This window comes from Parvimonas sp. oral taxon 393 str. F0440 (genome assembly GCA_000223315.2).
GTDB lineage: Bacteria > Bacillota > Clostridia > Tissierellales > Peptoniphilaceae > Parvimonas.
In genome coordinates, this window is sequence record AFUS01000004.1 from 291742 (window position 1) to 315388 (window position 23647).

Below are 23647 nucleotides of genomic sequence, written 5' to 3' on the forward strand. Positions count from 1 at the left end.
GCCGGGTACGCAAAACCCCCAAAAATTTATACTGTCGTAAAAAAACATTTTGGGGGTGTAGCTCAGTTGGGAGAGCACCTGCCTTGCAAGCAGGGGGTCAGGAGTTCGAATCTCCTCATCTCCACCAAGAAACCTGACAATTAAAGAGAAATATATTTCTGGTCAAGCGACCAAGGGCATAAGGTGAATGCCTTGGCACTGAGAGCCGAAGAAGGACGTGACAAGCTGCGAAAAGTCTCGGGGAGGAGCAAATATCCTTAGATCCGGGAATGTCCGAATGGGGAAACCCACTTGAGCAAACCTCAAGTATCTTGTTGTGAATACATAGCAACAAGAGGGAATAGTTGGTGAACTGAAACATCTAAGTAGCCAGACGAAAAGAAAGAAAAAATTCGATTTTCAAAGTAGCGGCGAGCGAAATGGAAAGAGCCCAAATTAAGTTAAGGAAGAGGAAAGATAGTTGAATGGTCTGGGAAGATCAACCGAAGAAAGTGAAAGTCTTGTAAACGAAATCTGACTGAATCTGACTTTAAAAGAGTAGCATGGGACACGAGAAATCCTGTGTGAATATAGGGGGACCACCCCCTAAGGCTAAATACTACTCAGTGACCGATAGAGAATAGTACCGTGAGGGAAAGGTGAAAAGAACCCCGGGAGGGGAGTGAAATAGAACCTGAAACCTTATGCCTACAAGCAGATAGAGTCTTAAGAGAGATGATATCGTACTTTTTGTAGAACGGGCCAGCGAGTTATGGTGTGCGGCGAGGTTAAGTAATGAAGTTACGGAGCCGTAGGGAAACCGAGTCTGAATAGGGCGGAAAGTCGTATGCCATAGACCCGAAACCAGGTGATCTATCCATGAGCAGGTTGAAGTGAAAGTAAAATTTCATGGAGGACCGAACCGGGTAGCGTTTAAAAGCTATCGGATGACTTGTGGATAGGGGTGAAAAGCCAATCGAACTTGGAGATAGCTGGTTCTCCTCGAAATAGCTTTAGGGCTAGCCTCAATTTAGTTTACAGGGGGTAGAGCACTGAATACCGTAGGGGTGTTAGACATTACCGAAAGTTATCAAACTGCGAATACCTGATAAATGATGATTGGGAGTCAGACTATGTGGGATAAGCTTCATAGTCGAAAGGGAAAGAGCCCAGACCACCAGCTAAGGTCCCTAAATATAGATTAAGTGGGAAAGGATGTTTTACTACTTAGACAACCAGGATGTTGGCTTAGAAGCAGCCATACATTTAAAGAGTGCGTAATAGCTCACTGGTCAAGTGGTAGAGCGCCGAAAATGAACGGGGCTAAAATCTAATACCGAAGCTGTGGACTAATTAAATTAGTGGTAGAGGAGCATTGTGTAAGGGACGAAGCTAAGTTGTAAGACGAAGTGGACTTTACAGAAGAGAGAATGCTGGCATGAGTAGCGAAAAGGAGGGTGAGAATCCCTCCCGTCGAAAGCCTAAGGATTCCTGAGGAAGGCTCGTCCTCTCAGGGTAAGTCGGGACCTAAGCCCAGGCTGAAAAGCGTAAGCGATGGACAACAGGTTGAGATTCCTGTACTATCTTTGAATGTTTGAGAGAAGTACTGACGCAGGAGGATATGTTGAGCGTGTGAATGGTAGAGCACGTCTAAGCAAGTAGGTAGAGAGTAGAGGCAAATCCCTATTCTTAATATCGAGATGCGATGGGGAGCGAAAAATAAGTAGTGAAGCAACAGATTCCAAACTGCCAAGAAAAGGTACTATTGAGTGAGAAGATACCCGTACCAAAACCGACACAGGTAGGCAAGGAGAGAATCCTAAGACGCGCGGAAGAACCTTTGTTAAGGAACTCGGCAAAATGACCCCGTAACTTCGGGAGAAGGGGTACCATTAGATGTGAGATACTTGCGTATGGAGCATAGAGTGGTCGCAGAGAATAGGCCCAAGCAACTGTTTACCAAAAACACAAGTCTCTGCTAAATCGAAAGATGAAGTATAGGGGCTGACACCTGCCCGGTGCTGGAAGGTTAAGGGGAAATGTAAGAGCAATCGAAGCATAGAACTTAAGCCCCAGTAAACGGCGGCCGTAACTATAACGGTCCTAAGGTAGCGAAATTCCTTGTCGGGTAAGTTCCGACCCGCACGAAAGGTGTAATGATTTGGGCACTGTCTCAACAAAGGATCCGGTGAAATTGTAGTAGTCGTGAAGATGCGACTTACCCACGATAGGACGGAAAGACCCCGTGGAGCTTTACTGTAGGCTGGCATTGGAATTTGGTATTAAATGTACAGGATAGGTGGGAGACGAAGAAGCGAGAGCGCCAGTTTTCGTGGAGTCGCTGTTGGGATACCACTCTTTTGATACTAAATTTCTAACTTGATACTCTGAAGCGAGTATAAGGACACTGTCAGTTGGGCAGTTTGACTGGGGCGGTCGCCTCCTAAAGAGTAACGGAGGCGTTCAAAGGTTCCCTCAGAATGGATGGAAATCATTCTAAGAGTGCAAAGGCAAAAGGGAGCTTAACTGCGACACCAACAAGTGGAGCAGATAGGAAACTAGGACTTAGTGATCCGGTGGTACCGAGTGGAAGGGCCATCGCTCAACGGATAAAAGCTACCCCGGGGATAACAGGCTTATCTCCCCCAAGAGTTCACATCGACGGGGAGGTTTGGCACCTCGATGTCGGCTCGTCTCATCCTGGGGCTGGAGTAGGTCCCAAGGGTTGGGCTGTTCGCCCATTAAAGAGGCACGCGAGCTGGGTTCAGAACGTCGTGAGACAGTTCGGTCCCTATCCATCGTGGGCGAAGGAAATTTGAGAGGAGCTGTCCTTAGTACGAGAGGACCGGGATGGACAGACCGCTGGTGTATCAGTTATCATGCCAATGGTAATGCTGAATAGCTAAGTCTGGAAGGGATAAGTGCTGAAGGCATCTAAGCACGAAGCCCCCCTCAAGATGAGATTTCCTGTTGCAGAAATGCAAGAGAGATTCGATACAGAAAATGTCGTAGATAGGTCAGAGGTGTAAAGGTGGCAACATCAAAGCTAACTGATACTAATAAATCGAAAGCTTGACCAGAAATATATACTCTTTAGTTGTAGGGGTTTTAAACAGAAGTATATTGAAAAAGAAAAGACAAAAAAGTATGGATTTTTATGATTGAGAAGATAATCTTGTTACTCTCGAACGTAGAAGTTCATTAAATAGTATGGCTGTGATGGCTAGGAGGATACACCTGTTCCCATCCCGAACACAGAAGTTAAGCTCTTAAACGTCGAAGGTACTAGTACATTTCGTACTGGGAGAATAGAAAACAGCCAAACTCCTAGGTAGCTCAATGGTGGAGCACCCGGCTGTTAACCGGTAGGTTGTGGGTTCGAGCCCCACCCTGGGAGCCAATTGTGCCGGGGTGGCGGAACTGGCAGACGCACAGGACTTAAAATCCTGCGATGTTAACTCATCGTACCGGTTCGATTCCGGTCCTCGGCACCAATTTTTTTATATCGCGGGATGGAGCAGTTTGGTAGCTCGTCGGGCTCATAACCCGAAGGTCGTAGGTTCAAATCCTGCTCCCGCAACCACAAGAATAATCGAAAGATTATTCTTTTTTTGTGTAAAAATTGGCTTAAATTATATAAAATTGATATTTTATATAATTACTTAAGATTTGATTTTAAAGTATATTTGTGTTAAAATAAAACGGTAAGGAGGCAAATATGAAAGAGAATTATCAATTATTATTAGACAATATAATAAAAGAAAATGAAAAAAATAATTATGCACCAACTCTTCTACTACATTCATGTTGTGGACCTTGTAGCAGTTATTGTCTTGAGTATTTGTCTAATTATTTTAGAATTACAATTTTTTACTATAATCCTAATATTTATCCTAAGGAAGAGTATTTTTTTAGAGTTGAAGAGCAAAGAAAATTGATTGAAAAAATTAATGGAAAATATCCAATAGATATGGTAGTTGGAAAATATGATGTAGATAGATTTTATAAAATTGTAAAAGGGATGGAAAAAATGAAAGAAGGGTCCATTCGTTGCCATAATTGTTATGAATTACGATTAAGAGAAGCTGCATTATTAGCAAAATCTGAAAAATTTGACTATTTTACGACAACTTTAACAATAAGTCCACATAAAAATTCACAAATTTTAAATGAAATTGGTCAAAAAATTGCCGAAGAAATTGGAGTAAAACATCTTCCATCTGATTTTAAAAAGAGAAATGGATATAAAAGAAGTGTTGAACTTTCTTTGATGTTTGGGATGTATAGACAAGATTACTGTGGATGTATTTTTTCTAAGTTGGAAAGAGAAGAATTTAAAAAGTTAAAAGAAAGCTCATAGCCTTCTTTTCTTATGTTCTTGTAGTTAAATGGATATAACAGTCCCCTCCTAAGGGACCGTTGTGGGTTCGATTCCCGCCAAGAACGCCAAAAAGTACATTTATTAATGTACTTTTTCTTTATAAAAATATAGTAGAATAATATATAAATATTTATTTAGGAGAAAGAATGAAAAATTTTTTAATTTTATTTTTAGTAGGATTTTTTTCATATTTTGTATGGTCTTAATTCAACTATTATTTTTAACAGTATTTTTGATATATTTTAATAGATATTTTATTTATTTATACAGTTTAAACTTAATTGTTGGAATGATTTTTACATTTATAATTATAAATGATAATATTAATCCAGCTTTTAAAATAGCATGGATATTAATTGTAGTAGTTATTCCATTTTTAGGTGGAATAATTTATCTGACTTTTGGAGAAAAAAGGCTTTTAAAATCTGTAAAAAAGAGACTTTATGGTTTTTCTATCAAATTTAAAGATTCTATGGATTTGTCAAAAGACTATGATGTAGAAAACTTAAATGATTCCGATATGAATGTTTATAGACAGGCTAAATATATCAACAGTGCAACTGGCAGTCCAATATTTTTTAATACTGAAACTAAATATTATGGTTCAGGGGAAGATAGTTTTGAAGATTATTTAAATGACTTAAAATCTGCAGAAAAATTTATTTTTATGGAATATTTTATTATTTCAGAAGGTTTTTTCTTAAATACTGTTTTAAAAATTTTGAAAGAAAAAGTTAATACAGGTGTTGAAGTTAGAATTATTGTTGATGATGTCGGAAGTATTTTGACTTTATCTAACAAAAAGTTAGCGGAGATTAGAAATTCAGGAATACAAGTTGTAGAATTTAATAAAGTAAAAGGTATTATTTTGCCAAAACATAATAATAGGACACATAGAAAAATGACAATTATAGATGGGAAAATAGCTTATACAGGGGGAATAAATATTGCAGATGAATATATAAATGTTATTGAAAAATATGGTTATTGGAAAGATTCTGTTTTAAGACTTGAAGGTCATGCAGTTTGGCAATTTATAAATATGTTTATTTCTCTTTGGGATTATTCAACAGGTGAGAACACTGATATTTCAATTTTATACGATAGAAATGATATTCAGAAGAATTCTACAATTAAAGAGGAACTAGGGGTTGTAATTCCTTTTTCTGAAACGCCAGTTATGGAATCCACTAGTGAAAATATGTATTTGAATATGATTAGACGTGCAAATAGATATATCTATATAACAACACCTTATCTAATTATAACTTGGGAAATGGAAAAAGCATTAATTAGTGCTGCAAAAACAGGGGTAGATGTTAGAATTATAACACCACATATTCCAGATAAGAAATATGTTCATTTACTTACAAGATCTTTTTATAAAAATCTTGTTGATAATGGAGTAAAGATATATGAATTTGAAAAGGGATTTATCCATGCAAAGAATTTTCTTTGTGACGATGGATTTGTTGTTATTGGAAGTATAAATTTGGATTATAGGAGTCTTTATCTTCACTTTGAATGTGCTGTTTGGACATTTGGAACTCTAATAGTAAATGATGTAAAGGCAGATTTTGAAAATACTTTAAAAGAATCTATAGAAATAACACCTGAATGGATAAAATCAAGAAAATTAATTACGAGAATTTTGCAATCATTATTAAAATTGTTTGCGCCATTAATGTAAAACGGACTTTTGCTTTTTAGTAAAAGTTCTTTTTTATTGTGAAACAACAAGGTTCCCGGGAACCCACCCGATGCGAAGCATCGTGGAAGGGTGGGGTTCTTATTTTTAAAATTTATATAATATATTTTTAAAGTTGTATTTATTAACAACATTATGATAAAATAATAGTCTAGAATATTATAAAAATGGAGATATTTATGAGAAATATTATGCTCACAATTAGTTATGACGGGAGTTTGTTTTTTGGTTTTCAAAAGCAAGATGATGTAATAACTGTTCAAGGAGAGATAGAGAGTGCCCTAAAGAAAATTACCGGAGAAAATATTAATATTATATCAGCAGGAAGAACAGATAGAGGAGTTCATTCTTTAAGACATATAATAAATTTTCATACTGAAAGTAATGTTGGAGTTTTGAATTTTAAAACAGCTTTAAATCATTTTTTACCTATTGGGGTTAGAGTTTTGGATTCTAAAGAAGTTTCTGAGGATTTTCATTCAAGATTTGATGCTACAATGAAAACATATAAATATATTTTAAATTTAGACGAGGTTATGGATCCTATTTACTATAATTATAAGGCTAATTTTCCGTATCCCTTAGATATTGAAAAGATGCAAAGGGCGAAAGAGCATTTCATTGGAAAAAAGAGCTTCAAGGCATTTATGGGACCTAGAACAGGTAATACTAATCCTGTTAGAGATATTAAGTCCTTTGAAATATATAAAGAAAATAATGATTTGATTTTTTTGATTAAGGGACAAAGCTTTATCAGAAATCAAGTTCGAATAATGGTTGGAACTTTAGTCGATATAGGTAGAGGATTGATTGAAGAAGATGAGCTTGAAAAAATTTTAGATAGTGAAGACAGAACTAGGGCGGGAATAACTTTAAGTCCAAATGGTCTTTATTTAATGGAGATTTTATATGATAAATTTTAGGGATTTAGATTTTTTAGTTGAAAGTTTAAGAAAAGTAGATACTGGAAAAAATCATATTTTGATAACCGGGAATATCAAGGTGGGGAAAAGTACCCTTTTAAGAGCTTTTATTAAAAAATATTACCAAAATTCAAAGATTGATGGTATTATGACAGAGCTTGTTATTACTGATAAATTTAGAATAGAACTTTTTAGATATGGAACGGAAGAAAGATTTATCATTGGGGAAAGGGAAAAAGAAATGAAATTTTATGATGAATTTTTCTTAAAAAAAAGTTATGAATTTATGGAAGATTTTAAAGATACTGATATTCTAGTTTTTGATGAGATAGGGAATAAGGAGTTACATTTGGATGAATATTGCAATAAATTACTTTCTCTTTTCGAAAAAAATAGAATTTTTGCAGTACTTAAGAAAGGTGGGAATCCAATAGTTAAAAATTTGGATAAATTGAAAAATTTTGTAATTTTTGATTTGGATAATTTTTATGAATAGAGATGAATATTTTATGAAATTCGCTTTAAAAGAGGCGAAAAAGGCTTATGATAAAGGAGAAGTACCAGTCGGTTGTGTAATTGTTAAAGATGATAAGATAATTTCAAGAGGTTATAATCAGGTTTTGAACAGAAAAAGCGGAATCTATCATGCAGAAATTATAGCGATTAAAAAAGCAGGAAAAAAACTTGGTGATTTTAGACTTGAGGGTACAGAGATTTTTATAACACTTGAGCCATGTTGTATGTGTGCGGGAGCAATTATAAATAGTAGAATAAAAAGAGTTGTGATTGGAGCTATGGATATAAAAAGAGGTTTTTGTGGTTCAATAGAGAATGTTTTAGATAGACAAGAACTTAATCATAAGTCAATTATAGAAACCGGGGTTTTAGAGAATGAATGTTTAGATATTTTACAAGAATTTTTTAAAAATTTGAGGAGTGAAAAGAAAAAATAAATGAAATTAGTAGTTTGTTTAGATGAAAATAATGGAATAAGTTTTTTTCATAAAAGACAAAGTCAAGATGAGTTACAGAGAAAAAATCTTTTTGAATTAATTGGAAATTCAAAACTTTTTGTAAGTGAATATAGCTATGATTTATATAAGGATTTTGAATTTAATTTTGAAATTATTGATGAAAAACAAAAATTATAGAAAATTCTATTTTTTATATGAAGGGGATTTTTTAGAAAAATTTTTATCATTAGTAGATGAAATTATAGTCTATTTTTGGAATAGAAATTATCCTTTTGATGAAGTTTTTGAGGAATTTTTAAAAGACTGTTGGAAAGAAAAAGAAGTCTTTGAGTTTAAAGGAAAGAGCCATGATAAAATTACGAGAAAAATATTCGTAAAGGAGAATAAAGATGAATAATAAGTTAAGAATTGATAAGAAAAATATTCGTATTTTTGGATCTTTGTTACTTATTGTGCTAACATTGTTTATTTCATTTTTTACTTATAGATATATTGAAAATAAGAATAAGAATAGTAATATAGTTGGTCTTGATATAAATAATTTACCGGAATATAAAGGAAAGCCTTATGTAGTAATAAATAATAATGAGCCAAATTTTGAAAAAAGTGAATTAGTTCCAAAATCTTTTGAAAAATATTCCGAGCTTGACTCTCTAAAGAGATGTGGAGTTGCAGATTCAATAATAGGTAAGGATTTAATGCCAACTTCAAAGAGAGAAAGTATTTCTTCTGTAAAGCCTTCAGGATGGAAATCTATAAAATATAATGGAATAAAGGGTGGAAATTTATATAATCGTTGCCATTTAATTGGATTTCAACTTGCGGGAGAAAATGCAAATAAAAGAAATTTAATAACCGGTACAAGATATTTGAACACAAAAGGAATGTTACCTTTTGAAAATATGGTTGCAGATTATGTAAAGGAAACTAATAACCACGTTAGATACAGAGTAACACCGATTTTTGTAGGTAACGAACTTGTCGCAAGAGGAGTTCAAATTGAAGCGATTTCTATTGAAGATAACGGGAAAGCAATTAAATTTAATGTATATTGTTTTAATGTTCAGCCAAATATAGAAATAGATTATAAAACAGGAGAATCGAGGAGAAAATAAATGATGAAAAGTTTAAAGAAATATGCAATTTTTATGATATTTTTATTATTGTTATCTTCTTGTGGAAATCAAAAAATTTCACTTCCAAAATCTAAAGATTTAGAGTATATTAAAGTAATTGAAGTTGACAAAAAAACAAAAAGTGAAAAAGAAGTAATAAAAATAGAAAAAGAAGAAGATGTAAAAATTTTTATAGACTCAGTATCATCCGCTACAAAGATTAAAAAAGAATCTATTTCTGATGAACCTACAAATATTGAAAAATATTTAAAAGTAAGTTTTTATCATAAAGAAGCTAAAAATAGCCCATCAATAATGTATATATACAAATCTAGAGATTATACTGAAGAGAAATATTTTTATTTTGAACAACCATATACAGGAGTATTTAGAATAAAAAAGATAAAGTAAATAAGATAAATTGGTTAAATGATTAATGTTGATTTTTTATCTAAGAATGTGATAAAATTAACTAGGAAAAGTTTTCAATTATTATTAAAACTTTTTAATATTTGATAAGGAGGTATTATAGAATGATTGAGTTCAAAAATGTTTCAAAAGTTTTTTCTAAAGGTGTTAAGGCTGTTGACAATGTGAGTTTTAAAATTGATGAGGGAGAAATTTTTGGATTTCTAGGTCCTAACGGAGCCGGTAAGAGTACAAGTTTAAAAATGATGGTTGGAATTTTGGAACAAACTGAAGGGAAAATCACGGTTAATGGAGTTGATACTCTAGAAAATTCTATAAAGGTTAAGGAAATGATTAGTTATGTTCCTGACAATCCGGATATTTATACTAAGATGACAGGAATAAAATATTTGAACTTTATTGCTGATATTTATGGGATAGATGAAAAAATTAGAAAAGAAAAAATTGAAGAGTATAATCAGAAATTAGCTTTAGGAGATGCAATTTACAGTACTATAGACAGCTATTCTCACGGTATGCGTCAAAAATTAGTTTTGATTGGAGCGTTGATTACTTCTCCTAAGGTTTTAATTCTTGATGAACCAATGGTTGGATTGGATGTAAAGACATCCTTTAATTTAAAAAATATTTTAAGAGAATTTGCAGATAGCGGAAATACTGTAATTTTTTCAACACATGTTATGGAAGTTGCAGAAAAAATTTGTGATAAATTAGTTATAATAAATAAAGGAAAAATTGCATTTTGTGGTAAATTATCTGAATTGAAAACAGAAGAACATTCAAATGAAGATTTAGAAAAAATATTCTTGGAGTTGACAGACAATGAAAAAATCTAAACTATGGACCTTAATAAAATATTTTGTTTCAATTGATTTTTTTGCAATTTTATCTATAAGACAAAATATAAAAACCAAAGGAAAAAGATCAGCTAGTTTTCAAGGTGCAATGGGGATAATTTTCTTTGCTATAATGTTTATATGGGGAGCTCCTAAACTTGGAAAGTTCCTTGCTAATAATTTTCAAAGTGAATTAGGAAAAGCAAGTTTAACTACTTTTTCTGTAGGGATATTTATAGTAACATTATTTTTATCATTGGCAACCGCATTTGTTTTCATTGAAAAAAACAATGAAACGGAAATATTGTTATCTTTACCAATATCCGGTAGTGATATATTTTTATCTAGAATCTATTCTTTAGCAATAACATTTTTTATATCATTCTTTTTAATCTTTGTTATTGCATTTGGAGTAACAGGATATACTCTTGGAAAAGGAATTGATTTTTATATCTTTACTTTTTTAGGTCTAATATTACTTAATTTAGAAGCTATTTTATTAACAGGAGTTATAATATTAATTTTTGGTAAATTGCTTAGAACAAGTAAGATATTCAACAGATTTCTAAAATTGATTTACGGATTATTTACAATAGGATTATTTGTATTATATATGATATTTACTCAAGCTGCTTCAAATCCTGCTTTAGGAATCAATTTAGGAAAAATTGTTGTAGATTTTGACAAAAAGCTTTCATCAATATTTTTCTTTGTAGTTTGGATGAAGAAAATATTGATTTCTGATAGTATCATTATATCTATTACAAATTTAGGAATAGGCTTAATTATTTGTATAGTCCTTTCATTCTTATTGAAATATTTTGCAGATAGAAATTATCTTGAAATTTTAAGAAGTGTAAATGTAGTTTCAAAAGAAAGTAAAGCAGTTATTGAAAAGAGAAAAAACAAGGTGTTGCTCATTCAAGACAATATAAATTAGTTGTTTTATTCAAAAAAGAATTTAACGAAATTATAACAACGCCGACATATTTTATGCAGGTAATTATGATAGACTTAATGGTTCTAATTGGAGGCGGTATTGCTGTATATTATGGACTAAAGTTCAAATCACAATTAACATTTGCTATTAATTATTTAGTATCTACTACATCAATAGGTTATTTACTTATTGCCGGATTTGGAGTAGGAGCAGGTTTAGGACTTTTTTGTGGACTTTCTTCACTTACAACAAGTTCTGTTTCCAGAGAAGGAAAATCTTTTTGGGTAATAGCTACTGCACCGATAGGAATTAATACACATATAATCTCAAGAATTTTTGCTTGCCAAGTATTACATTTTATTTCTGCTTTAATAATTATAGCATTGTCAATGATTTTATATATTTTCAATCCTCTTGTATATGTTGCCGTTATATTTGGAATGTTTTTAACTTTATTTACAAGTGGAAGTTTAAATATGATTTTAGGACTGATTAATCCATATTTTGATTGGAAAACACCAAAAGAAGCATTAAATGGTGGTGCAGGCGGAATGAATGTATTTGTTTCTATTTTAATTAATTATGGCTTATACGGATTAATCATTTTTACAACTATTAAGATGTTTAAATGGAACTACGATGTACCATATATTGTTTTAGCGGATGTGATTATAATTTTGTTGACAGCAATAATATCTTATTTGATAGACAGAAAATTATTTAAGAGATTATTAAAGAGATTATAAATAAAAATTTCATGATAATTCACGATAGGATTAGAATTAAATTTTATATAAAAAAACAGAGTGATTTAATCGCTCTGTTTTTTTGACTTTTTAGATATTTTAACTGTTTCTTTTAGTAAATTATTCTTTAGTTCCCATAAATCTTTGGAAAGATCAACCTTATAAATATGAGGATTATCAAATCTTTTAAATTCATCCCAAAGACTTTCAACTTCACTCGCACAATATTTTCTTATTTCTTCAATATCCGGAAGTTTGTAAATTAATTCTCCGTGTTTAAAAATTTGTTTTAACATAGGTCTTAGGATATAATCATCGTAAGTAGTTGTCTTCCAAGTGTAAATAGGGTGGAAAATTGAAATAGGTTTACTTTCATCAATTTTTTCATCAAATAATGTAATCAAATCAGCTTCTGCTTTATTTGTTTTCTATCATATATTCTATATAGATTTTTAACTCCAGGTGTTGTAATTTTATCAACATTTTCTGAGACTTTTATCTTTGGAATAATCTTTCCGTCTTCTTCTATTGCTACTAATTTATAAACTCCACCAAAGACTGGATGAGTTTTTGAAGTTATAAGTCTTTCTCCGATTCCAAAGGAATTAATTTGAGCTCCTTGATGTAATAAATCTCTAATAGTATATTCATCAAGTGAGTTTGAAACTACTATTTGTGCATCTTCATATCCTGCATCATCCAACATTTTTCTGGCTTGTTTAGAAAGATAAGCTAAATCTCCGCTGTCAAGTCTAATTCCTTTAGGTCTTATTCCCATAGGTTTTAGAATTTCATCAAAAGTCTTTATTGCATTTGGAACACCGGATTGTAACGTATTATAAGTATCTACAAGTAATACACAATTATTTGGGAAAGATTTTGCAAATGCTTTAAAAGCATCCAACTCAGTATCAAACATCTGTACCCAAGAGTGAGCCATTGTTCCAAGAACCGGAATATTAAATAATTTTCCTGTTAAAACATTGGACGTTCCATCAATACCAGCTATATATGAAGCCTTTGCTCCATATACAGAAGCGTCAATGCCTTGTGCACGTCTTGCTCCAAATTCCATAACAGCTCTACCTTTTGCAGCTCGTTTTATTCTACTTGACTTTGTTGCAATTAAACTTTCATGATTTATTATCAATAGGGCTATTGTTTCTATTAACTGTGCTTGAACTGCGGGACCTCTTACAGTCATAATTGGTTCATTAGGGAAGATTACACTTCCTTCAGGAACTGACCAAATATCACATTCAAACTTAAAGTTTTCTAAAAAGTTTAAAAACTTATCATCAAAAGTATTCAAAGATTTAAAATATTCTATATCTTCCTTATTGAATTTCATTGAATTAAGAATCTCAGTTAAATGCTCTAAACCTGAAAAAATTGCATAACTTGCGTTGTCAGGATTATTTCTATAAAAAACATCAAAATATGTAATTTTATCATCCATATTTTCATTAAAATATCCTTGAGCCATAGTGTACTCATAAAAATCTGAAAGAATAGAAATATTGAATTCATTAAAATTTCTGTTCATAAAAAACCTCCATAGAAAGTCTATTTATTTAATAAATATTCAAGGTCATGATCAAGAATAAAAATTCTATCATGTACTTGTTTTTGCCATTCTGTATCAAAATTACCTTCACTATTTACAAAAAAGTTGGAATCCATATAACGAATAATAATATATAGACTATTTTTTTGATCAAAACCGTTTCCCCAAGAAAAATCAATTCCATTTCCGGTATTTCTTGTAACAATTGCCTCAATTAGAGGTAAAGTAATTTCGTTACAAGGAATTCTCATATCAGGAATATTCCAGAATGTTTTTTTCTCCTTTTTGTATATTAAAAGGTTTGAAATTGTACCATTTGATGCACATTGTACTCTACGAATTTCATTAATATTTATGCTATGCTTTGCTCCGGAGATAACACCATTAGAAATACGAATAGCTTTTTCTCTCAAACTACGAGCTAAATCTATATCCAAAGTATCAAGATTATTTGGAAAATCTTTTGTAAGTTTGTATGCAGCATGAGCTAGAAGTATAGACTTAGTTTCTAAAATATTATGACAATCATTTATAATTGTAGTGTCTGATGTAAAATCAATCGGAGCTGACTTATCTTTCTTTTCAAATAATAAATTATAATTTGAATTAGAATTACAATAGCTAAGTGCTATTATATAGGAAATTTTATCAAATGAAATATCAAAACTCTTCTTTTCTTTTTTGCATCTTCATAAGATACTCCATCTTTTCTTACAGTTAAAACACTTCCGTCTTTCCGAGTAAATTTCATATGTTGCTTTTCAAATAAAGTTTTCATAAATCCCCCTTAAATTTATTTATTATAACAATTTCTATTATAACACTTTTAATAATTTTTTTCTATTTATTTATATTATATCACATTTACATCAAATGGAAATAAAAACTATTCTTATTTATGGATTATTTTTATTTTTGTGATACAATATTAATAATTAGAATTATTCTAATGAAATTTTAATTTTAAAAATTTCTCAAATGGGGGTACTATATGAAAAATATTTCAAAAAAAGTTTTTGGTTTAATTTTGGCAGGAACTGTGTTGATTACAGGTTGTACTGCGAAAACCGAAAAAAAGATAATGGAGAGAATACAAAGAGTAAATTAAAGGTTGTAACTACAATTTTTCCTGAATATGATATAACAAGAGCAATTGCAAAGGATAAAATTGATTTGGAATTGATGGTAAAACCGGGAGTTGATGTTCATTCATTTAATCCGACTCCACAAGATATAAAAACAGTTGAAAATGCTGATATGTTTATCTATGGTGGAACAGATCATGATAAATGGGTTGAAACTTTGACTAAAAGCATAGATATGAAAAATAAAAAAGTCGTTAAGTTGGTTGACGGTATTAAACAGCTTGAAGAAGAAACAGTTGATGGAATGAAACATGAACATAATCATGATGAAAAAGAGCATGACCACGACCATGAACACGAAAAAGAAGAGAAACATAATCATAAAGATGAAGAAAAACATAGTCATAAAGATGAAAAGAATCATAATCATAAGCATAACGAAAAAGAAGAAAAAGAAGAACATGATAAGCATCATGAAAAAGAATTGGATCCACATTATTGGACATCACCTAAAAATGCAATTTTAATGGCGAAAAGTATAACTGATGCATTGGTTGAAAAAGATCCTGCTAATGCTGAATTTTATAAAGAAAATGCTAAAAATTATATTAAGCAACTTGAAGATGTAGATAAGGAATTACATGATGTTGTAGATAAAGCAAAGATTAAAAAAGTTGTTATTGCCGATAGATTTCCTTTCAGATATTTATTTGCAGACTTAGGTTTAGAGTATAGAGCACTATTTTCAGCTTGTAGTGTTGAGGCAACAGCAAGTGCAGGACAAATAAAGCAAATGGTTGATTATATAAAAGAAAATAAAATTCCGGTAGTATATCGTATCGAAATGGGTAAAGGTGAAATGGCTGAAACGGTAGCAAAAGACTCAGGAGCAAAGGTTAAACTTTTACATTCAATTCATACTGTAACTAAAGATGAGTTTGATAAGGGTATAACTTATATAGATCTTATGAAAAAGAATGTTGAGGCATTAAAAGAAGGACTTAATTAATGAGAGAAAAAATTTTAATTTGTGAAAATTTAGATATTTTTTATAAAAATAATAAAATAATTGATAATTTAAGTTTTTCCGTTGATGAGGGAGATTTCTTCCTCATCTTAGGAAAAAATGGAGTAGGAAAATCTACTCTAATGAAAGGAATTTTAGGCTTAAAAAATATTTCTTCAGGAGAAATAAAAAAGAATTTTAAAACTTGTGGATATATGTCTCAAGAAATTTTATTAAAAAAGAATTCCCATCAACAATATGGGAATTTGTTTTATCTTCAAGAGCCGTTTATTCAAAATTTTTCTATACTTCAAAAGATAGGGAAATAGTTAAGGAGAATTTAAAAAATTAAATCTTTGGGATATTAAAGATAAGAGTATAAGCTCTCTTTCCATAGGACAAAGACAGAGAGTTTTACTTTGTAGATGTCTTTGTATATCCGAAAAGATTATATTTTTAGACGAGCCTACAAATTCTTTGGATATCAATGTTAGAAAAATGTTATATGATATTTTGGAAAAACTAAATAAAGAAGGACTTACTATTGTTATGATAAGTCATGATGAAGAGGCTTTTAAATATTCAAACAGAGCTTTGGTTTTAGGAAAAGAAAATAAAGTCATCGAAAATGTTTTGGAAAAATTTGAAAAGGGGGAAATTAAATTTGATTAGTATAATTTCAGAAATGTTAAGTTATCCCTTTATGGTAAAGGCAATAATCGTTGGACTTTTAATTTCAATAAGCTCTGCTCTACTTGGAATAACTTTAGTTTTAAAGAGATATGCAATGATAGGAGTAGGACTTTCGAACGTTTCCTTTGCCGCTCTATCAATCGCTCTTTCTTTTGATATTTCTCCAATGGAATTTTCTATGCCGATAGTAATTGTAGCGGGAATTATCCTTTTAAAATATGGAGAAAAATATAATATAAGTAGTGATACTGCGATTGCTCTTTTAAGCTGTGTTTCCGTTTCTATTGGGGTAACTTTTACTGCTGTAACCAAAGGACTAAATGTTGATGTATGTAATTACTTATTCGGAAGTATATTGATTATGAAAAGAAGTGATATGTACATCAGTTTTGTATTGGGAATTGTGGTTTTAATTTCATATATTTTATTGTATAATAAAATATATACCATTACTATTGATGAAGATTTTGCAAAGGCTAGTGGATTAAATGTAAATCTATACAATACTTTAGTTACAATTCTAATTTCTGTTACCATAGTTATTGGAATGAAATTTATGGGAAGTATGTTAATTTCATGTTTAATTATATTTCCTGCAATGACTTCTATGAGAATTTTTAAAAGCTATAAAATTGTAGTTATTTCATCAGTTATAATTTCAGTAATGGCATTATTTATAGGAATAACTCTATCATATATCTATTCTACACCGACAGGTGCGAGTGTGGTATTAGTTAATTTAGTTTTATTTATTTTATCCTGCATAGTAAGGAGGTTTATAAGTGAATAAAAAAATATTGAGTTTAGTATTATCTTGTCTATTATTATGTTCTTGTTCAAAATCTGACAGTAATAAATTTGTTACAAACAAAGAGAATAAAAATGATTTAAAAAGTGCTTTAAAGGATGACCCTGAAAATGCCGGAACCGATAAAGATAAAAAATCTACTGAAACTGATAAAAATCAAAATCCTGACGATTATAAAATAGAAAGACATAAAAATCAAGATAATTCTAATAATGAATACAAACAACCTGAAAAAAAGATGAACTTACAAAAGACCAACTTAATGAAAAAAGAGATGCAGATTCAAAGGACGGAATAATAAATATTTCCGATGGAATATTTTTGGCTCTTGTAAATGATATTTATGTAAATAAAGATGAATATATAGGTAAAAAAGTTAGAATTTCAGGGCAAAATGTAAGATTTGAAGATAAAGATACAGGAGAGGTTATCTATGCTATTTTAAGAGAGGGACCGGGTTGTTGTTATAATGACAGCGTAATCGGATTTGAATATATTACTGATGGAAAATATCCTGAAAAGGATAAATGGTATGAAATGATTGGTGAAGTAATAGTAGATAAATATAAATCCGGAAAAGTTGTCAAACTCAAACTAATTGAGATAAAAGAAGTAGAACCGAAAGGAAAATTAATTCATTTTCAAAACTAATTGGGGACAATATCTCCAATTTTTTTGCAAATTGGGTATAAATATTAAAACAAAAAATTAGATATAAAAAGCAATTTATGATATAATAATTACAGATTTATGCCTTATGATAAAGCTGTAATTATTTCATCATAATTACATTAATTTAATTATCAAAAAGAGATTATGATATAATAACAACAATGAATAAGTTTCTAAATAAGTTGTTATTTAAGAAAAAACAAAAAGGATAAAAATATGGTATTAGATAATTTATATTTAATAGTTGCAATTACTGAAAAAAGTAATGCAATAGGTAAGGATAATAATTTATTGTATTTTCTAAAAGAAGATATGAATTTTTTTAAAGAAAAAACTTGTGGAAATTCTATAATTTGTGGGAGAAAAACTTTTGAAGGTTTTAAAATTAAACCTCTCCCAAAAAGAAAAATATTGTTTTGACAAATAGTGATTTTTCTTTTGACGGAGTAATGACATTTAAAAATATAGAAGATTTGATTAATTTCATAAAAGAAAATCCAAGTGAAAAGTTTTTTGTTTGTGGAGGAATGAGTATTTATAAGCAATTAATTGGTTTTTGCTCAAGAATGTATATTACAAAATATGAAGAAAAAGAAATAATAGATGCGGATAGTCATTTTCCTGATATTGATGAAAGTATGTGGAAGATTACTGAAAAAAATGAAGGTAAAAATGAAAATCCAAAATTGACTTTCTATACTTATGAAAGGATTTAAAATATGAAAAATGAAGATATAAATATAAAAAAGGGTAGAAAAAACAGAATAAAGCAAAAAAATGGTTTTGGAATATATTATTTGTAATATGTTTGGGAGTCTTTGCTTATTCTGCAGGACATATAATAAAAGATTATTATGGTTCATATAAGGCAGGGAAAGATTTAAACAGTTTAAAGGAAACTGTTTTTAAGGCACCGTCGGCAAATTCAGGCGAAAAAGAAAAAAATACTGAAAAAGTTGTAAACTTGGAAGAGTTAAAAAAATTAAATTCTGATTCAATAGGTTGGCTTGAAATTCCGGGAACTAATATAGATGAGCCTTTAGTTCAAGGAAAAGACAATGATTACTATCTGTGGAGAGATTTTAAGAAAAATACATATCCTGTAACGGGAACATTGTTTTTAGATATGTATAATAAAGCGGATTTTTCAGATAGAATCAGTTATATATTCGGACATAATATTTGGGACAAAACAAAATTTTATGACTTAAGAAAGTTTGAAGATAAGTCTTTTTTAGAAAGTCATAAGACATTTTATGTTTATACAGAAAAAGGTAAATTGGAATATGAGGTTCTTGGAATTGATTTAGTTGATCCCGATACTTCACTTTATGAACTAAGTTCAAAGAGAAATGAAGATGTAAAGGCGATGAAAAAAGAATTGGCTAAACATATTCCAAAAGCTGAAGTTGATAAGATTGATGAAAATACAAAACTTCTAATGCTTGTAACTTGTAAGACACCGGATGATAATACTGCGAGAAGAATTTTGTTTGCAAAATTAAAAGAGAAGTAAATTTTTAAGGAGATTTTACATCTCCTTTGTTTTTTGTGAAAAATTGTAAATTTTAAGGATTTATAGTATAATTTGTATTAACATTATAATTTTTGATTTTAATATAAAGGAGAATTATGGACAAAATAAGTGTTATTGTACCTGTATATAATGTAGAAAAATATGTAAAAAAATGTTTGGAGTCAATTGCAAATCAAACATATAAGAATATAGAGATTATAATAGTAAATGATGGAGCAACAGACAATAGTGAGAATATATGTAGAGAATTTGTTCAAAGTGACAACAGAGCAAAACTTTATACTAAAGAAAATGGCGGATTATCCAGTGCAAGAAATCACGGAATGCAATTTGCAACAGGAAAATATGTATTATTTATAGATTCTGACGATTATATTGCAGAGGAAATGGTTGAAGAACTATATAAAAATATAAAAGAAGAAGATGCGGATGTATCTGTTTGTGGGGTTTATAATGTATATTCAGACAATCAATCTCCACAATGTAAGGAAGAAATTTATTTTTGTTGTGGAAAGGAAAGATTTTTAAAAGAGTATTTTATCGGCGAAAAAATTCCCGGCACTATCTGTAATAAACTCATATCCTATGAAATTGCAAGTAAGATTTCATTTCCTGTAGGCAAAATTTATGAAGATGCTTTCTATCAGTTTGAGCTTGTAAAATATGCTAAAAAATATGTTGTAACAACAAAGCCTTATTATTATTATTTTCACAGAGAAAATAGCATTACAACAAAGCCATATACTGTAAAAAATATGAATTGCATAGAGATTTATTCCAATTTTTATGAATATATAAATAGAGAGATTCCTTCTCTTTCAAAATATGCTTTTTTCAGGCTTTCCTATGCACATTTTATGGTTTTTGATAAAATGTTAATGAGTGAAAATTATAAAGAGGTTTCAGAATATAGAGAAGTTTTAGGATTTTTAAAGAAAAATTTTTGGAGAATTTACAAAAATAAAAATTTCAGAAAAAGTAGAAGAATTGCTGTATTAATGCTAAAATTAAATGTTAAATTATATAGATTTTTACTTTTAAAAGATTTGAAGAAAAAAGGAGTAAATGCTTAATGGAAAAAAAATATCTTTCTATGGATGAAATAAAATCCATAGAGCTTGAAATTTTAAAATATGTTCATGATTTTTGTGTTAAAAATAATATAAAATATTTCTTAAATTATGGAACATTAATTGGAGCAGTAAGACATAAGGGATTTATTCCTTGGGATGATGACATAGATATTTGTATGTTTAGAAAAGACTATGAAAAGTTTATAGATTTATTTTCAAAAGATGATGGAATTTATAAGATTTTGTCTTTAGAAACTGATGACAAGTACTATAATAATTTCATAAAAGTTATAAATTCAAAGACTAAGATAGAAGATGAAAGAAATTATAAAACTTATGACTTAGGAATTTTTATTGATATTTTTCCGATAGATTCTTTTGAAGATTTAAAATTAGTTGAAAAAACATATAAGTTAGAAAGTTTTAAACTTTTATCTTTTTCAAAAAAAGAAAATATACAGTATGGGGACAGTAAGTTGAAAGATTTTGTTAGATTATTTTTCTGGACGATGTTAAAACCTGTATCTCCAAGATTTTTTGCGAAAAAAATCAAAAAAGCTGTTGAAAGTTATTCCAAAGAAAACGGAAAATATTTTGGGGTTGTAGGTTGTTCAAAATTGAAATATGATGATGTTTTTGATTATAATCCATTTGATGAACTGGCAGAGTTCGAGTTTGAATGCTATAATTTTTTTGCACCGAAAAAATATGATGAGATTTTGAAAAAATATTATGGCGATTATATGGAATTTCCACCTGCTGAAAAGAGAGTATATCCTCATGAAATTAAGGCTTATTATATAGATTAGGAGAATTAAGATGAAAGAAAGACTCACAGTTGATGAGCTAAAAAAATATGAATTAAATATTTTAAAGTTTATTGATTATGTTTGTAAAAAATATAATATAAAATATTTTGTAAGTTATGGAACTTTACTTGGAGCAGTTAGACATAAAGGCTTTATTCCTTGGGATGATGACATTGATGTTGCAATGTTTAGAGAAGATTATGAGAGATTTCAAAGAGCTGTTATTGAAGAAAATAATGAAAGATATACAATTCTATCCAAGGATAATAGTGATTGGTATTTTCAAAACTTTTTTGTAGTAATAGATAAACATACTCTTTTGGAAGATAGTGTAAAGAGAAATAGAAAAGATAGTAATGTTTTTGTTGATATATTTCCTATTGATAAATTTAATGACTTAAATTTTGTGAAAAAAGCTCATTTGATGGTGACTTTAAAACATATTTGTTTCATAAAGAAAAATATATAATTCATAAAGATAGCAGAATAAAAGATTTTTGTAGAGTTGTCTTTTGGTATTTGTTAGCATTTGTAAATCCAAGATATTTCACAAAGAAAATTGATAAACTTGTTGAAAGATATTCTGATGATAATGGTATTTATGAGGCGGCTGTAGGAGTTGATAAAACAGGAATGAAGGAAGTTTTTGAAACAGGAACTTATGAAGAGCTGATAGAATTACCTTTTGAAGATATGATGGTACCAGCTCCTAAAAATTATGATAAGATTTTAACTCAATTTTATGGAGATTATATGCAAAAGCCTTCAGATGCGGAAATTGAATATAAATCACATCTATTAGATGCTTACAGAATAAAATAAGGGAGAAATAATTTTAGATATGGCAAAAAATATAAAAGTTAATGCTTTAGCGAGTATTTTAGTTAGAGTTTTTAATATTCTGTTTCCTCTGATTACGGGACCATACCTTGCTAGAATTTTGAGTAAGGAGGCTTATGGGGAATTTAACGCTGCAAATTCTATATTAAATTTGTTTATTCCATTTGCTGCATTTGGAATCTATAGTTATGGAATTCGTTCGATAAGTAGAGTTAAAAATAATATGAAAGAAATAAGTAAAAATTTTACTGTTCTTTTTTCTATAAATGTAATTAGTTCTTTGAGTATTGGGATGTTGTATATTGGATATATGCTTTTAAATGTAAATTCCAATATGTATATGTTATATATCGCACTTAGTATTCAGATTTTTACACAATTTGTAACTATAGAGTGGATGAATGAGGCTTTTGAAAATTACGGTTTTATACTTTTTAAGACATTATTTATCCGTGTACTAATGCTTGTTTCGATTTTTGCATTTGTACGAAAAGCTGATGATATTGTTAATTATGCTTTTATTTTATCAATTACAAATCTTATAAATTATTTAATAAGTTTTTATTTTATAAAAAGAAAAGTAAAATTTGTAAAAATTGAATTACAAGATATCTTAGTTCATATAAAACCGTTGATTGGAATGTTGCTTTTAGCTAATTCATATATGTTATATACTGCATTAGATAGAGCTTTCCTTTCATTACTAGATGCAAAGATTTCAGTTTCATATTATACTTTTGCTTTGTCGATAGCTCAACTTATTACAAGCGTAGTTTATTCTATAATAGTAGTAAGTATTCCAAGGCTTTCATATTATCATGGAAATAGTGATGAAAAAAATTATTCAGAATTATTAAATCAAGTTGCAAAGACATTTTTATTCTTGGTAATTCCTATGGGGATAGGATTAAGCTGTGTTTCTGATGAAGTAATGCTGATATATGCAGGTGAAAAATATTTAGAAGCTGGTTTTATTTTAAAACTGTTTTCTCTTAGAATAGTTATGTGGGCTTTGGATCAACTTCTTGCAAATCAAGTTTTATTTGTAAGGGGATATGAAAAAAATATAACTGCATTCTATTTTATAGGTGGATTTATGAACTTAATTTTAAATATTGTTTTATTTAAATTGAAAGTTGTTCAACCTGAATACTTTGTCTATACAACATTATTTTCAGAAATTGTGGTATTGATAATTCAAGTTTACTTTATAACTAAGAGAAATATAATTTCTATAAATGGAATATTAAAATCTTATGTGAAATATGTATTATGTTCTATTCCTTTTTTGCAATAACTTATGGAATAAATCATATTTTAAAATATTCATTGACATTGAATTTACAATTTTTTATAAGAGTTTTAGCCATTATTGTATCTTGCGTTCTATACTATTTTATAATTATGTTAATTACAAAGGACAAAATTTTATTTATTACAATTGATGGAATAAAAAGTAAATTCACAGTTAGAAAATATAAATTCAAGGCAAAAAATCATAATTCAGAGTAATAATTTTAAAGTTC

General features: G+C 29.6%; 26 protein-coding genes, 5 tRNA genes, 2 rRNA genes and 3 pseudogenes. 33 read left to right on the forward strand and 3 right to left on the reverse strand.

What is annotated here, in order from left to right:
• The first annotated feature begins 51 nt into the window (after window positions 1–51).
• From HMPREF9127_RS02220 to HMPREF9127_RS02305, 19 genes are all read left to right on the forward strand, one after another.
• Window positions 52–127, forward strand: a tRNA-Ala gene (locus HMPREF9127_RS02220).
• A gap of 33 nt (window positions 128–160) precedes the next feature.
• Window positions 161–3059 (forward strand): 23S ribosomal RNA (locus tag HMPREF9127_RS02225).
• 129 nt (window positions 3060–3188) lie between these two features.
• Window positions 3189–3304 (forward strand): 5S ribosomal RNA (gene rrf / locus HMPREF9127_RS02230).
• Window positions 3305–3379, forward strand: a tRNA-Asn gene (locus tag HMPREF9127_RS02235). It begins immediately after the preceding rRNA gene.
• A gap of 5 nt (window positions 3380–3384) precedes the next feature.
• A tRNA-Leu gene (locus HMPREF9127_RS02240) sits at window positions 3385–3473 on the forward strand.
• A gap of 12 nt (window positions 3474–3485) precedes the next feature.
• A tRNA-Met gene (locus HMPREF9127_RS02245) sits at window positions 3486–3562 on the forward strand.
• 135 nt (window positions 3563–3697) lie between these two features.
• Entirely contained in the window at window positions 3698–4339 is a 642-nt protein-coding gene (locus HMPREF9127_RS02250) for an epoxyqueuosine reductase QueH (RefSeq protein ID WP_009448083.1), read from the forward strand.
• A 14-nt stretch (window positions 4340–4353) separates the two neighbouring features.
• Window positions 4354–4428, forward strand: a tRNA-Arg gene (locus HMPREF9127_RS02255).
• A 128-nt stretch (window positions 4429–4556) separates the two neighbouring features.
• On the forward strand, window positions 4557–6050 hold the full coding sequence (gene cls / locus HMPREF9127_RS02260; protein WP_009448275.1) for a cardiolipin synthase: 1494 nt from the start codon (window positions 4557–4559) through the stop codon (window positions 6048–6050).
• A 197-nt stretch (window positions 6051–6247) separates the two neighbouring features.
• Window positions 6248–6991 (forward strand): tRNA pseudouridine(38-40) synthase TruA, encoded by a 744-nt coding sequence (truA, locus tag HMPREF9127_RS02265; RefSeq protein ID WP_009448126.1) that lies wholly within the window; start codon window positions 6248–6250, stop codon window positions 6989–6991.
• Window positions 6978–7487, forward strand: coding sequence for a nucleoside-triphosphatase (locus HMPREF9127_RS02270; RefSeq protein ID WP_009448409.1), 510 nt, complete (start codon window positions 6978–6980; stop codon window positions 7485–7487). The genes truA and HMPREF9127_RS02270 overlap by 14 nt, the downstream gene beginning before the upstream one ends.
• The gene (tadA, locus tag HMPREF9127_RS02275) at window positions 7480–7944 is read left to right on the forward strand and encodes a tRNA adenosine(34) deaminase TadA (protein ID WP_009448314.1); all 465 of its coding nucleotides are present in this window, start codon (window positions 7480–7482) and stop codon (window positions 7942–7944) included. Before HMPREF9127_RS02270 ends, tadA begins: the two co-directional genes overlap by 8 nt.
• Window positions 7945–8142, forward strand: a complete 198-nt coding sequence (locus HMPREF9127_RS08775) for a hypothetical protein (RefSeq protein ID WP_009448449.1) — start codon at window positions 7945–7947, stop codon at window positions 8140–8142. It abuts the gene before it with no gap.
• Complete coding sequence (locus HMPREF9127_RS08780) at window positions 8123–8362, forward strand: hypothetical protein (protein WP_009448362.1); 240 nt, start codon at window positions 8123–8125, stop codon at window positions 8360–8362. The genes HMPREF9127_RS08775 and HMPREF9127_RS08780 overlap by 20 nt, the downstream gene beginning before the upstream one ends.
• Window positions 8355–9080, forward strand: a complete 726-nt coding sequence (locus HMPREF9127_RS02285; RefSeq protein ID WP_009447890.1) for a DNA/RNA non-specific endonuclease — start codon at window positions 8355–8357, stop codon at window positions 9078–9080. The genes HMPREF9127_RS08780 and HMPREF9127_RS02285 overlap by 8 nt, the downstream gene beginning before the upstream one ends.
• Window positions 9081–9491, forward strand: a complete 411-nt coding sequence (locus HMPREF9127_RS02290) for a DUF5301 domain-containing protein (RefSeq protein ID WP_009448022.1) — start codon at window positions 9081–9083, stop codon at window positions 9489–9491.
• A gap of 122 nt (window positions 9492–9613) precedes the next feature.
• Window positions 9614–10345 (forward strand): ABC transporter ATP-binding protein, encoded by a 732-nt coding sequence (locus tag HMPREF9127_RS02295; protein WP_009448067.1) that lies wholly within the window; start codon window positions 9614–9616, stop codon window positions 10343–10345.
• A complete protein-coding gene (locus HMPREF9127_RS02300) occupies window positions 10332–11285 on the forward strand; it encodes an ATP synthase F0 subunit A (RefSeq protein WP_009448169.1) in 954 nt (317 codons plus the stop codon). The genes HMPREF9127_RS02295 and HMPREF9127_RS02300 overlap by 14 nt, the downstream gene beginning before the upstream one ends.
• 65 nt (window positions 11286–11350) lie before the next feature.
• Window positions 11351–12031 carry a hypothetical protein gene (locus HMPREF9127_RS02305; protein WP_009448431.1) on the forward strand — a complete coding sequence of 227 codons (681 nt, stop codon included), beginning with the start codon at window positions 11351–11353 and terminating at the stop codon, window positions 12029–12031.
• A 65-nt stretch (window positions 12032–12096) separates the two neighbouring features.
• Here HMPREF9127_RS02305 and HMPREF9127_RS02310 read toward each other — a convergent pair.
• The 3 genes and pseudogenes from HMPREF9127_RS02310 to HMPREF9127_RS08325 form a co-directional block, all read right to left on the reverse strand.
• Window positions 12097–13577, reverse strand: a pseudogene (locus HMPREF9127_RS02310) (nicotinate phosphoribosyltransferase).
• 20 nt (window positions 13578–13597) lie between these two features.
• On the reverse strand, window positions 13598–14035 hold the full coding sequence (locus HMPREF9127_RS08320; protein WP_218015489.1) for a hypothetical protein: 438 nt from the start codon (window positions 14033–14035) through the stop codon (window positions 13598–13600).
• A gap of 194 nt (window positions 14036–14229) precedes the next feature.
• A complete protein-coding gene (locus HMPREF9127_RS08325) occupies window positions 14230–14376 on the reverse strand; it encodes a hypothetical protein (protein ID WP_009448062.1) in 147 nt (48 codons plus the stop codon).
• Window positions 14377–14651: 275 nt separating this feature from the next.
• Here HMPREF9127_RS08325 and HMPREF9127_RS02320 point away from each other — a divergent pair, with 275 nt between their 5' ends.
• The 14 genes and pseudogenes from HMPREF9127_RS02320 (at window position 14652) to HMPREF9127_RS02370 (ending at window position 23418) form a co-directional block, all read left to right on the forward strand.
• Window positions 14652–15692 (forward strand): metal ABC transporter substrate-binding protein, encoded by a 1041-nt coding sequence (locus tag HMPREF9127_RS02320; protein WP_255261668.1) that lies wholly within the window; start codon window positions 14652–14654, stop codon window positions 15690–15692.
• Window positions 15692–16018, forward strand: a complete 327-nt coding sequence (locus tag HMPREF9127_RS02325; RefSeq protein ID WP_009447919.1) for an ATP-binding cassette domain-containing protein — start codon at window positions 15692–15694, stop codon at window positions 16016–16018. Before HMPREF9127_RS02320 ends, HMPREF9127_RS02325 begins: the two co-directional genes overlap by 1 nt.
• Before the next feature lie 25 nt (window positions 16019–16043).
• Window positions 16044–16151, forward strand: a pseudogene (locus HMPREF9127_RS09720) (ATP-binding cassette domain-containing protein); the annotation flags it as partial.
• A gap of 15 nt (window positions 16152–16166) precedes the next feature.
• Window positions 16167–16361 carry a P-loop NTPase family protein gene (locus HMPREF9127_RS08785; RefSeq protein WP_255261669.1) on the forward strand — a complete coding sequence of 65 codons (195 nt, stop codon included), beginning with the start codon at window positions 16167–16169 and terminating at the stop codon, window positions 16359–16361.
• Window positions 16354–17172, forward strand: coding sequence for a metal ABC transporter permease (locus HMPREF9127_RS02335; RefSeq protein WP_009448099.1), 819 nt, complete (start codon window positions 16354–16356; stop codon window positions 17170–17172). Before HMPREF9127_RS08785 ends, HMPREF9127_RS02335 begins: the two co-directional genes overlap by 8 nt.
• Window positions 17165–17488, forward strand: a complete 324-nt coding sequence (locus tag HMPREF9127_RS08790) for a hypothetical protein (protein ID WP_009448121.1) — start codon at window positions 17165–17167, stop codon at window positions 17486–17488. The genes HMPREF9127_RS02335 and HMPREF9127_RS08790 overlap by 8 nt, the downstream gene beginning before the upstream one ends.
• 5 nt (window positions 17489–17493) lie before the next feature.
• A complete protein-coding gene (locus HMPREF9127_RS08795; protein WP_482198139.1) occupies window positions 17494–17841 on the forward strand; it encodes a TIGR03943 family putative permease subunit in 348 nt (115 codons plus the stop codon).
• 237 nt (window positions 17842–18078) lie between these two features.
• Window positions 18079–18578, forward strand: a pseudogene (locus HMPREF9127_RS02345) (dihydrofolate reductase).
• 92 nt (window positions 18579–18670) lie between these two features.
• Window positions 18671–19378 carry a class B sortase gene (gene srtB / locus HMPREF9127_RS02350; RefSeq protein ID WP_009447773.1) on the forward strand — a complete coding sequence of 236 codons (708 nt, stop codon included), beginning with the start codon at window positions 18671–18673 and terminating at the stop codon, window positions 19376–19378.
• 116 nt (window positions 19379–19494) lie between these two features.
• Entirely contained in the window at window positions 19495–20472 is a 978-nt protein-coding gene (locus HMPREF9127_RS02355) for a glycosyltransferase family 2 protein (protein WP_009448477.1), read from the forward strand.
• The gene (locus HMPREF9127_RS02360; RefSeq protein WP_009447710.1) at window positions 20472–21281 is read left to right on the forward strand and encodes a LicD family protein; all 810 of its coding nucleotides are present in this window, start codon (window positions 20472–20474) and stop codon (window positions 21279–21281) included. The genes HMPREF9127_RS02355 and HMPREF9127_RS02360 overlap by 1 nt, the downstream gene beginning before the upstream one ends.
• A 10-nt stretch (window positions 21282–21291) precedes the next feature.
• A complete protein-coding gene (locus HMPREF9127_RS08800; protein ID WP_009447893.1) occupies window positions 21292–21750 on the forward strand; it encodes a LicD family protein in 459 nt (152 codons plus the stop codon).
• On the forward strand, window positions 21726–22103 hold the full coding sequence (locus tag HMPREF9127_RS08805; RefSeq protein ID WP_009447985.1) for a LicD family protein: 378 nt from the start codon (window positions 21726–21728) through the stop codon (window positions 22101–22103). Before HMPREF9127_RS08800 ends, HMPREF9127_RS08805 begins: the two co-directional genes overlap by 25 nt.
• Window positions 22104–22122: 19 nt before the next feature.
• The gene (locus HMPREF9127_RS02370) at window positions 22123–23418 is read left to right on the forward strand and encodes an oligosaccharide flippase family protein (RefSeq protein WP_009447727.1); all 1296 of its coding nucleotides are present in this window, start codon (window positions 22123–22125) and stop codon (window positions 23416–23418) included.
• The last annotated feature ends 229 nt before the right edge of the window (window positions 23419–23647 follow it).

Bases quoted from the DNA above. Each gene is read 5' to 3' on its own strand.
- HMPREF9127_RS08800 (WP_009447893.1), top strand. From the start codon at position 21,292: ATGAAAGAAAGACTCACAGTTGATGAGCTAAAAAAATATGAATTAAAT.
- HMPREF9127_RS02285 (WP_009447890.1), top strand. From the start codon at position 8,355: ATGAATAATAAGTTAAGAATTGATAAGAAAAATATTCGTATTTTTGGA.
- HMPREF9127_RS02300 (WP_009448169.1), top strand. From the start codon at position 10,332: ATGAAAAAATCTAAACTATGGACCTTAATAAAATATTTTGTTTCAATT.
- truA (WP_009448126.1), top strand. From the start codon at position 6,248: ATGAGAAATATTATGCTCACAATTAGTTATGACGGGAGTTTGTTTTTT.
- HMPREF9127_RS08780 (WP_009448362.1), top strand. From the start codon at position 8,123: ATGAAAAACAAAAATTATAGAAAATTCTATTTTTTATATGAAGGGGAT.
- HMPREF9127_RS02290 (WP_009448022.1), top strand. From the start codon at position 9,081: ATGATGAAAAGTTTAAAGAAATATGCAATTTTTATGATATTTTTATTA.
- HMPREF9127_RS02270 (WP_009448409.1), top strand. From the start codon at position 6,978: ATGATAAATTTTAGGGATTTAGATTTTTTAGTTGAAAGTTTAAGAAAA.
- HMPREF9127_RS02325 (WP_009447919.1), top strand. From the start codon at position 15,692: ATGAGAGAAAAAATTTTAATTTGTGAAAATTTAGATATTTTTTATAAA.
- HMPREF9127_RS02355 (WP_009448477.1), top strand. From the start codon at position 19,495: ATGGACAAAATAAGTGTTATTGTACCTGTATATAATGTAGAAAAATAT.
- HMPREF9127_RS02295 (WP_009448067.1), top strand. From the start codon at position 9,614: ATGATTGAGTTCAAAAATGTTTCAAAAGTTTTTTCTAAAGGTGTTAAG.
- HMPREF9127_RS02305 (WP_009448431.1), top strand. From the start codon at position 11,351: ATGATAGACTTAATGGTTCTAATTGGAGGCGGTATTGCTGTATATTAT.
- HMPREF9127_RS02370 (WP_009447727.1), top strand. From the start codon at position 22,123: ATGGCAAAAAATATAAAAGTTAATGCTTTAGCGAGTATTTTAGTTAGA.
- HMPREF9127_RS02250 (WP_009448083.1), top strand. From the start codon at position 3,698: ATGAAAGAGAATTATCAATTATTATTAGACAATATAATAAAAGAAAAT.
- HMPREF9127_RS02360 (WP_009447710.1), top strand. From the start codon at position 20,472: ATGGAAAAAAAATATCTTTCTATGGATGAAATAAAATCCATAGAGCTT.
- HMPREF9127_RS08325 (WP_009448062.1), bottom strand. From the start codon at position 14,376: ATGAAAACTTTATTTGAAAAGCAACATATGAAATTTACTCGGAAAGAC.
- HMPREF9127_RS08775 (WP_009448449.1), top strand. From the start codon at position 7,945: ATGAAATTAGTAGTTTGTTTAGATGAAAATAATGGAATAAGTTTTTTT.
- tadA (WP_009448314.1), top strand. From the start codon at position 7,480: ATGAATAGAGATGAATATTTTATGAAATTCGCTTTAAAAGAGGCGAAA.
- cls (WP_009448275.1), top strand. From the start codon at position 4,557: ATGGTCTTAATTCAACTATTATTTTTAACAGTATTTTTGATATATTTT.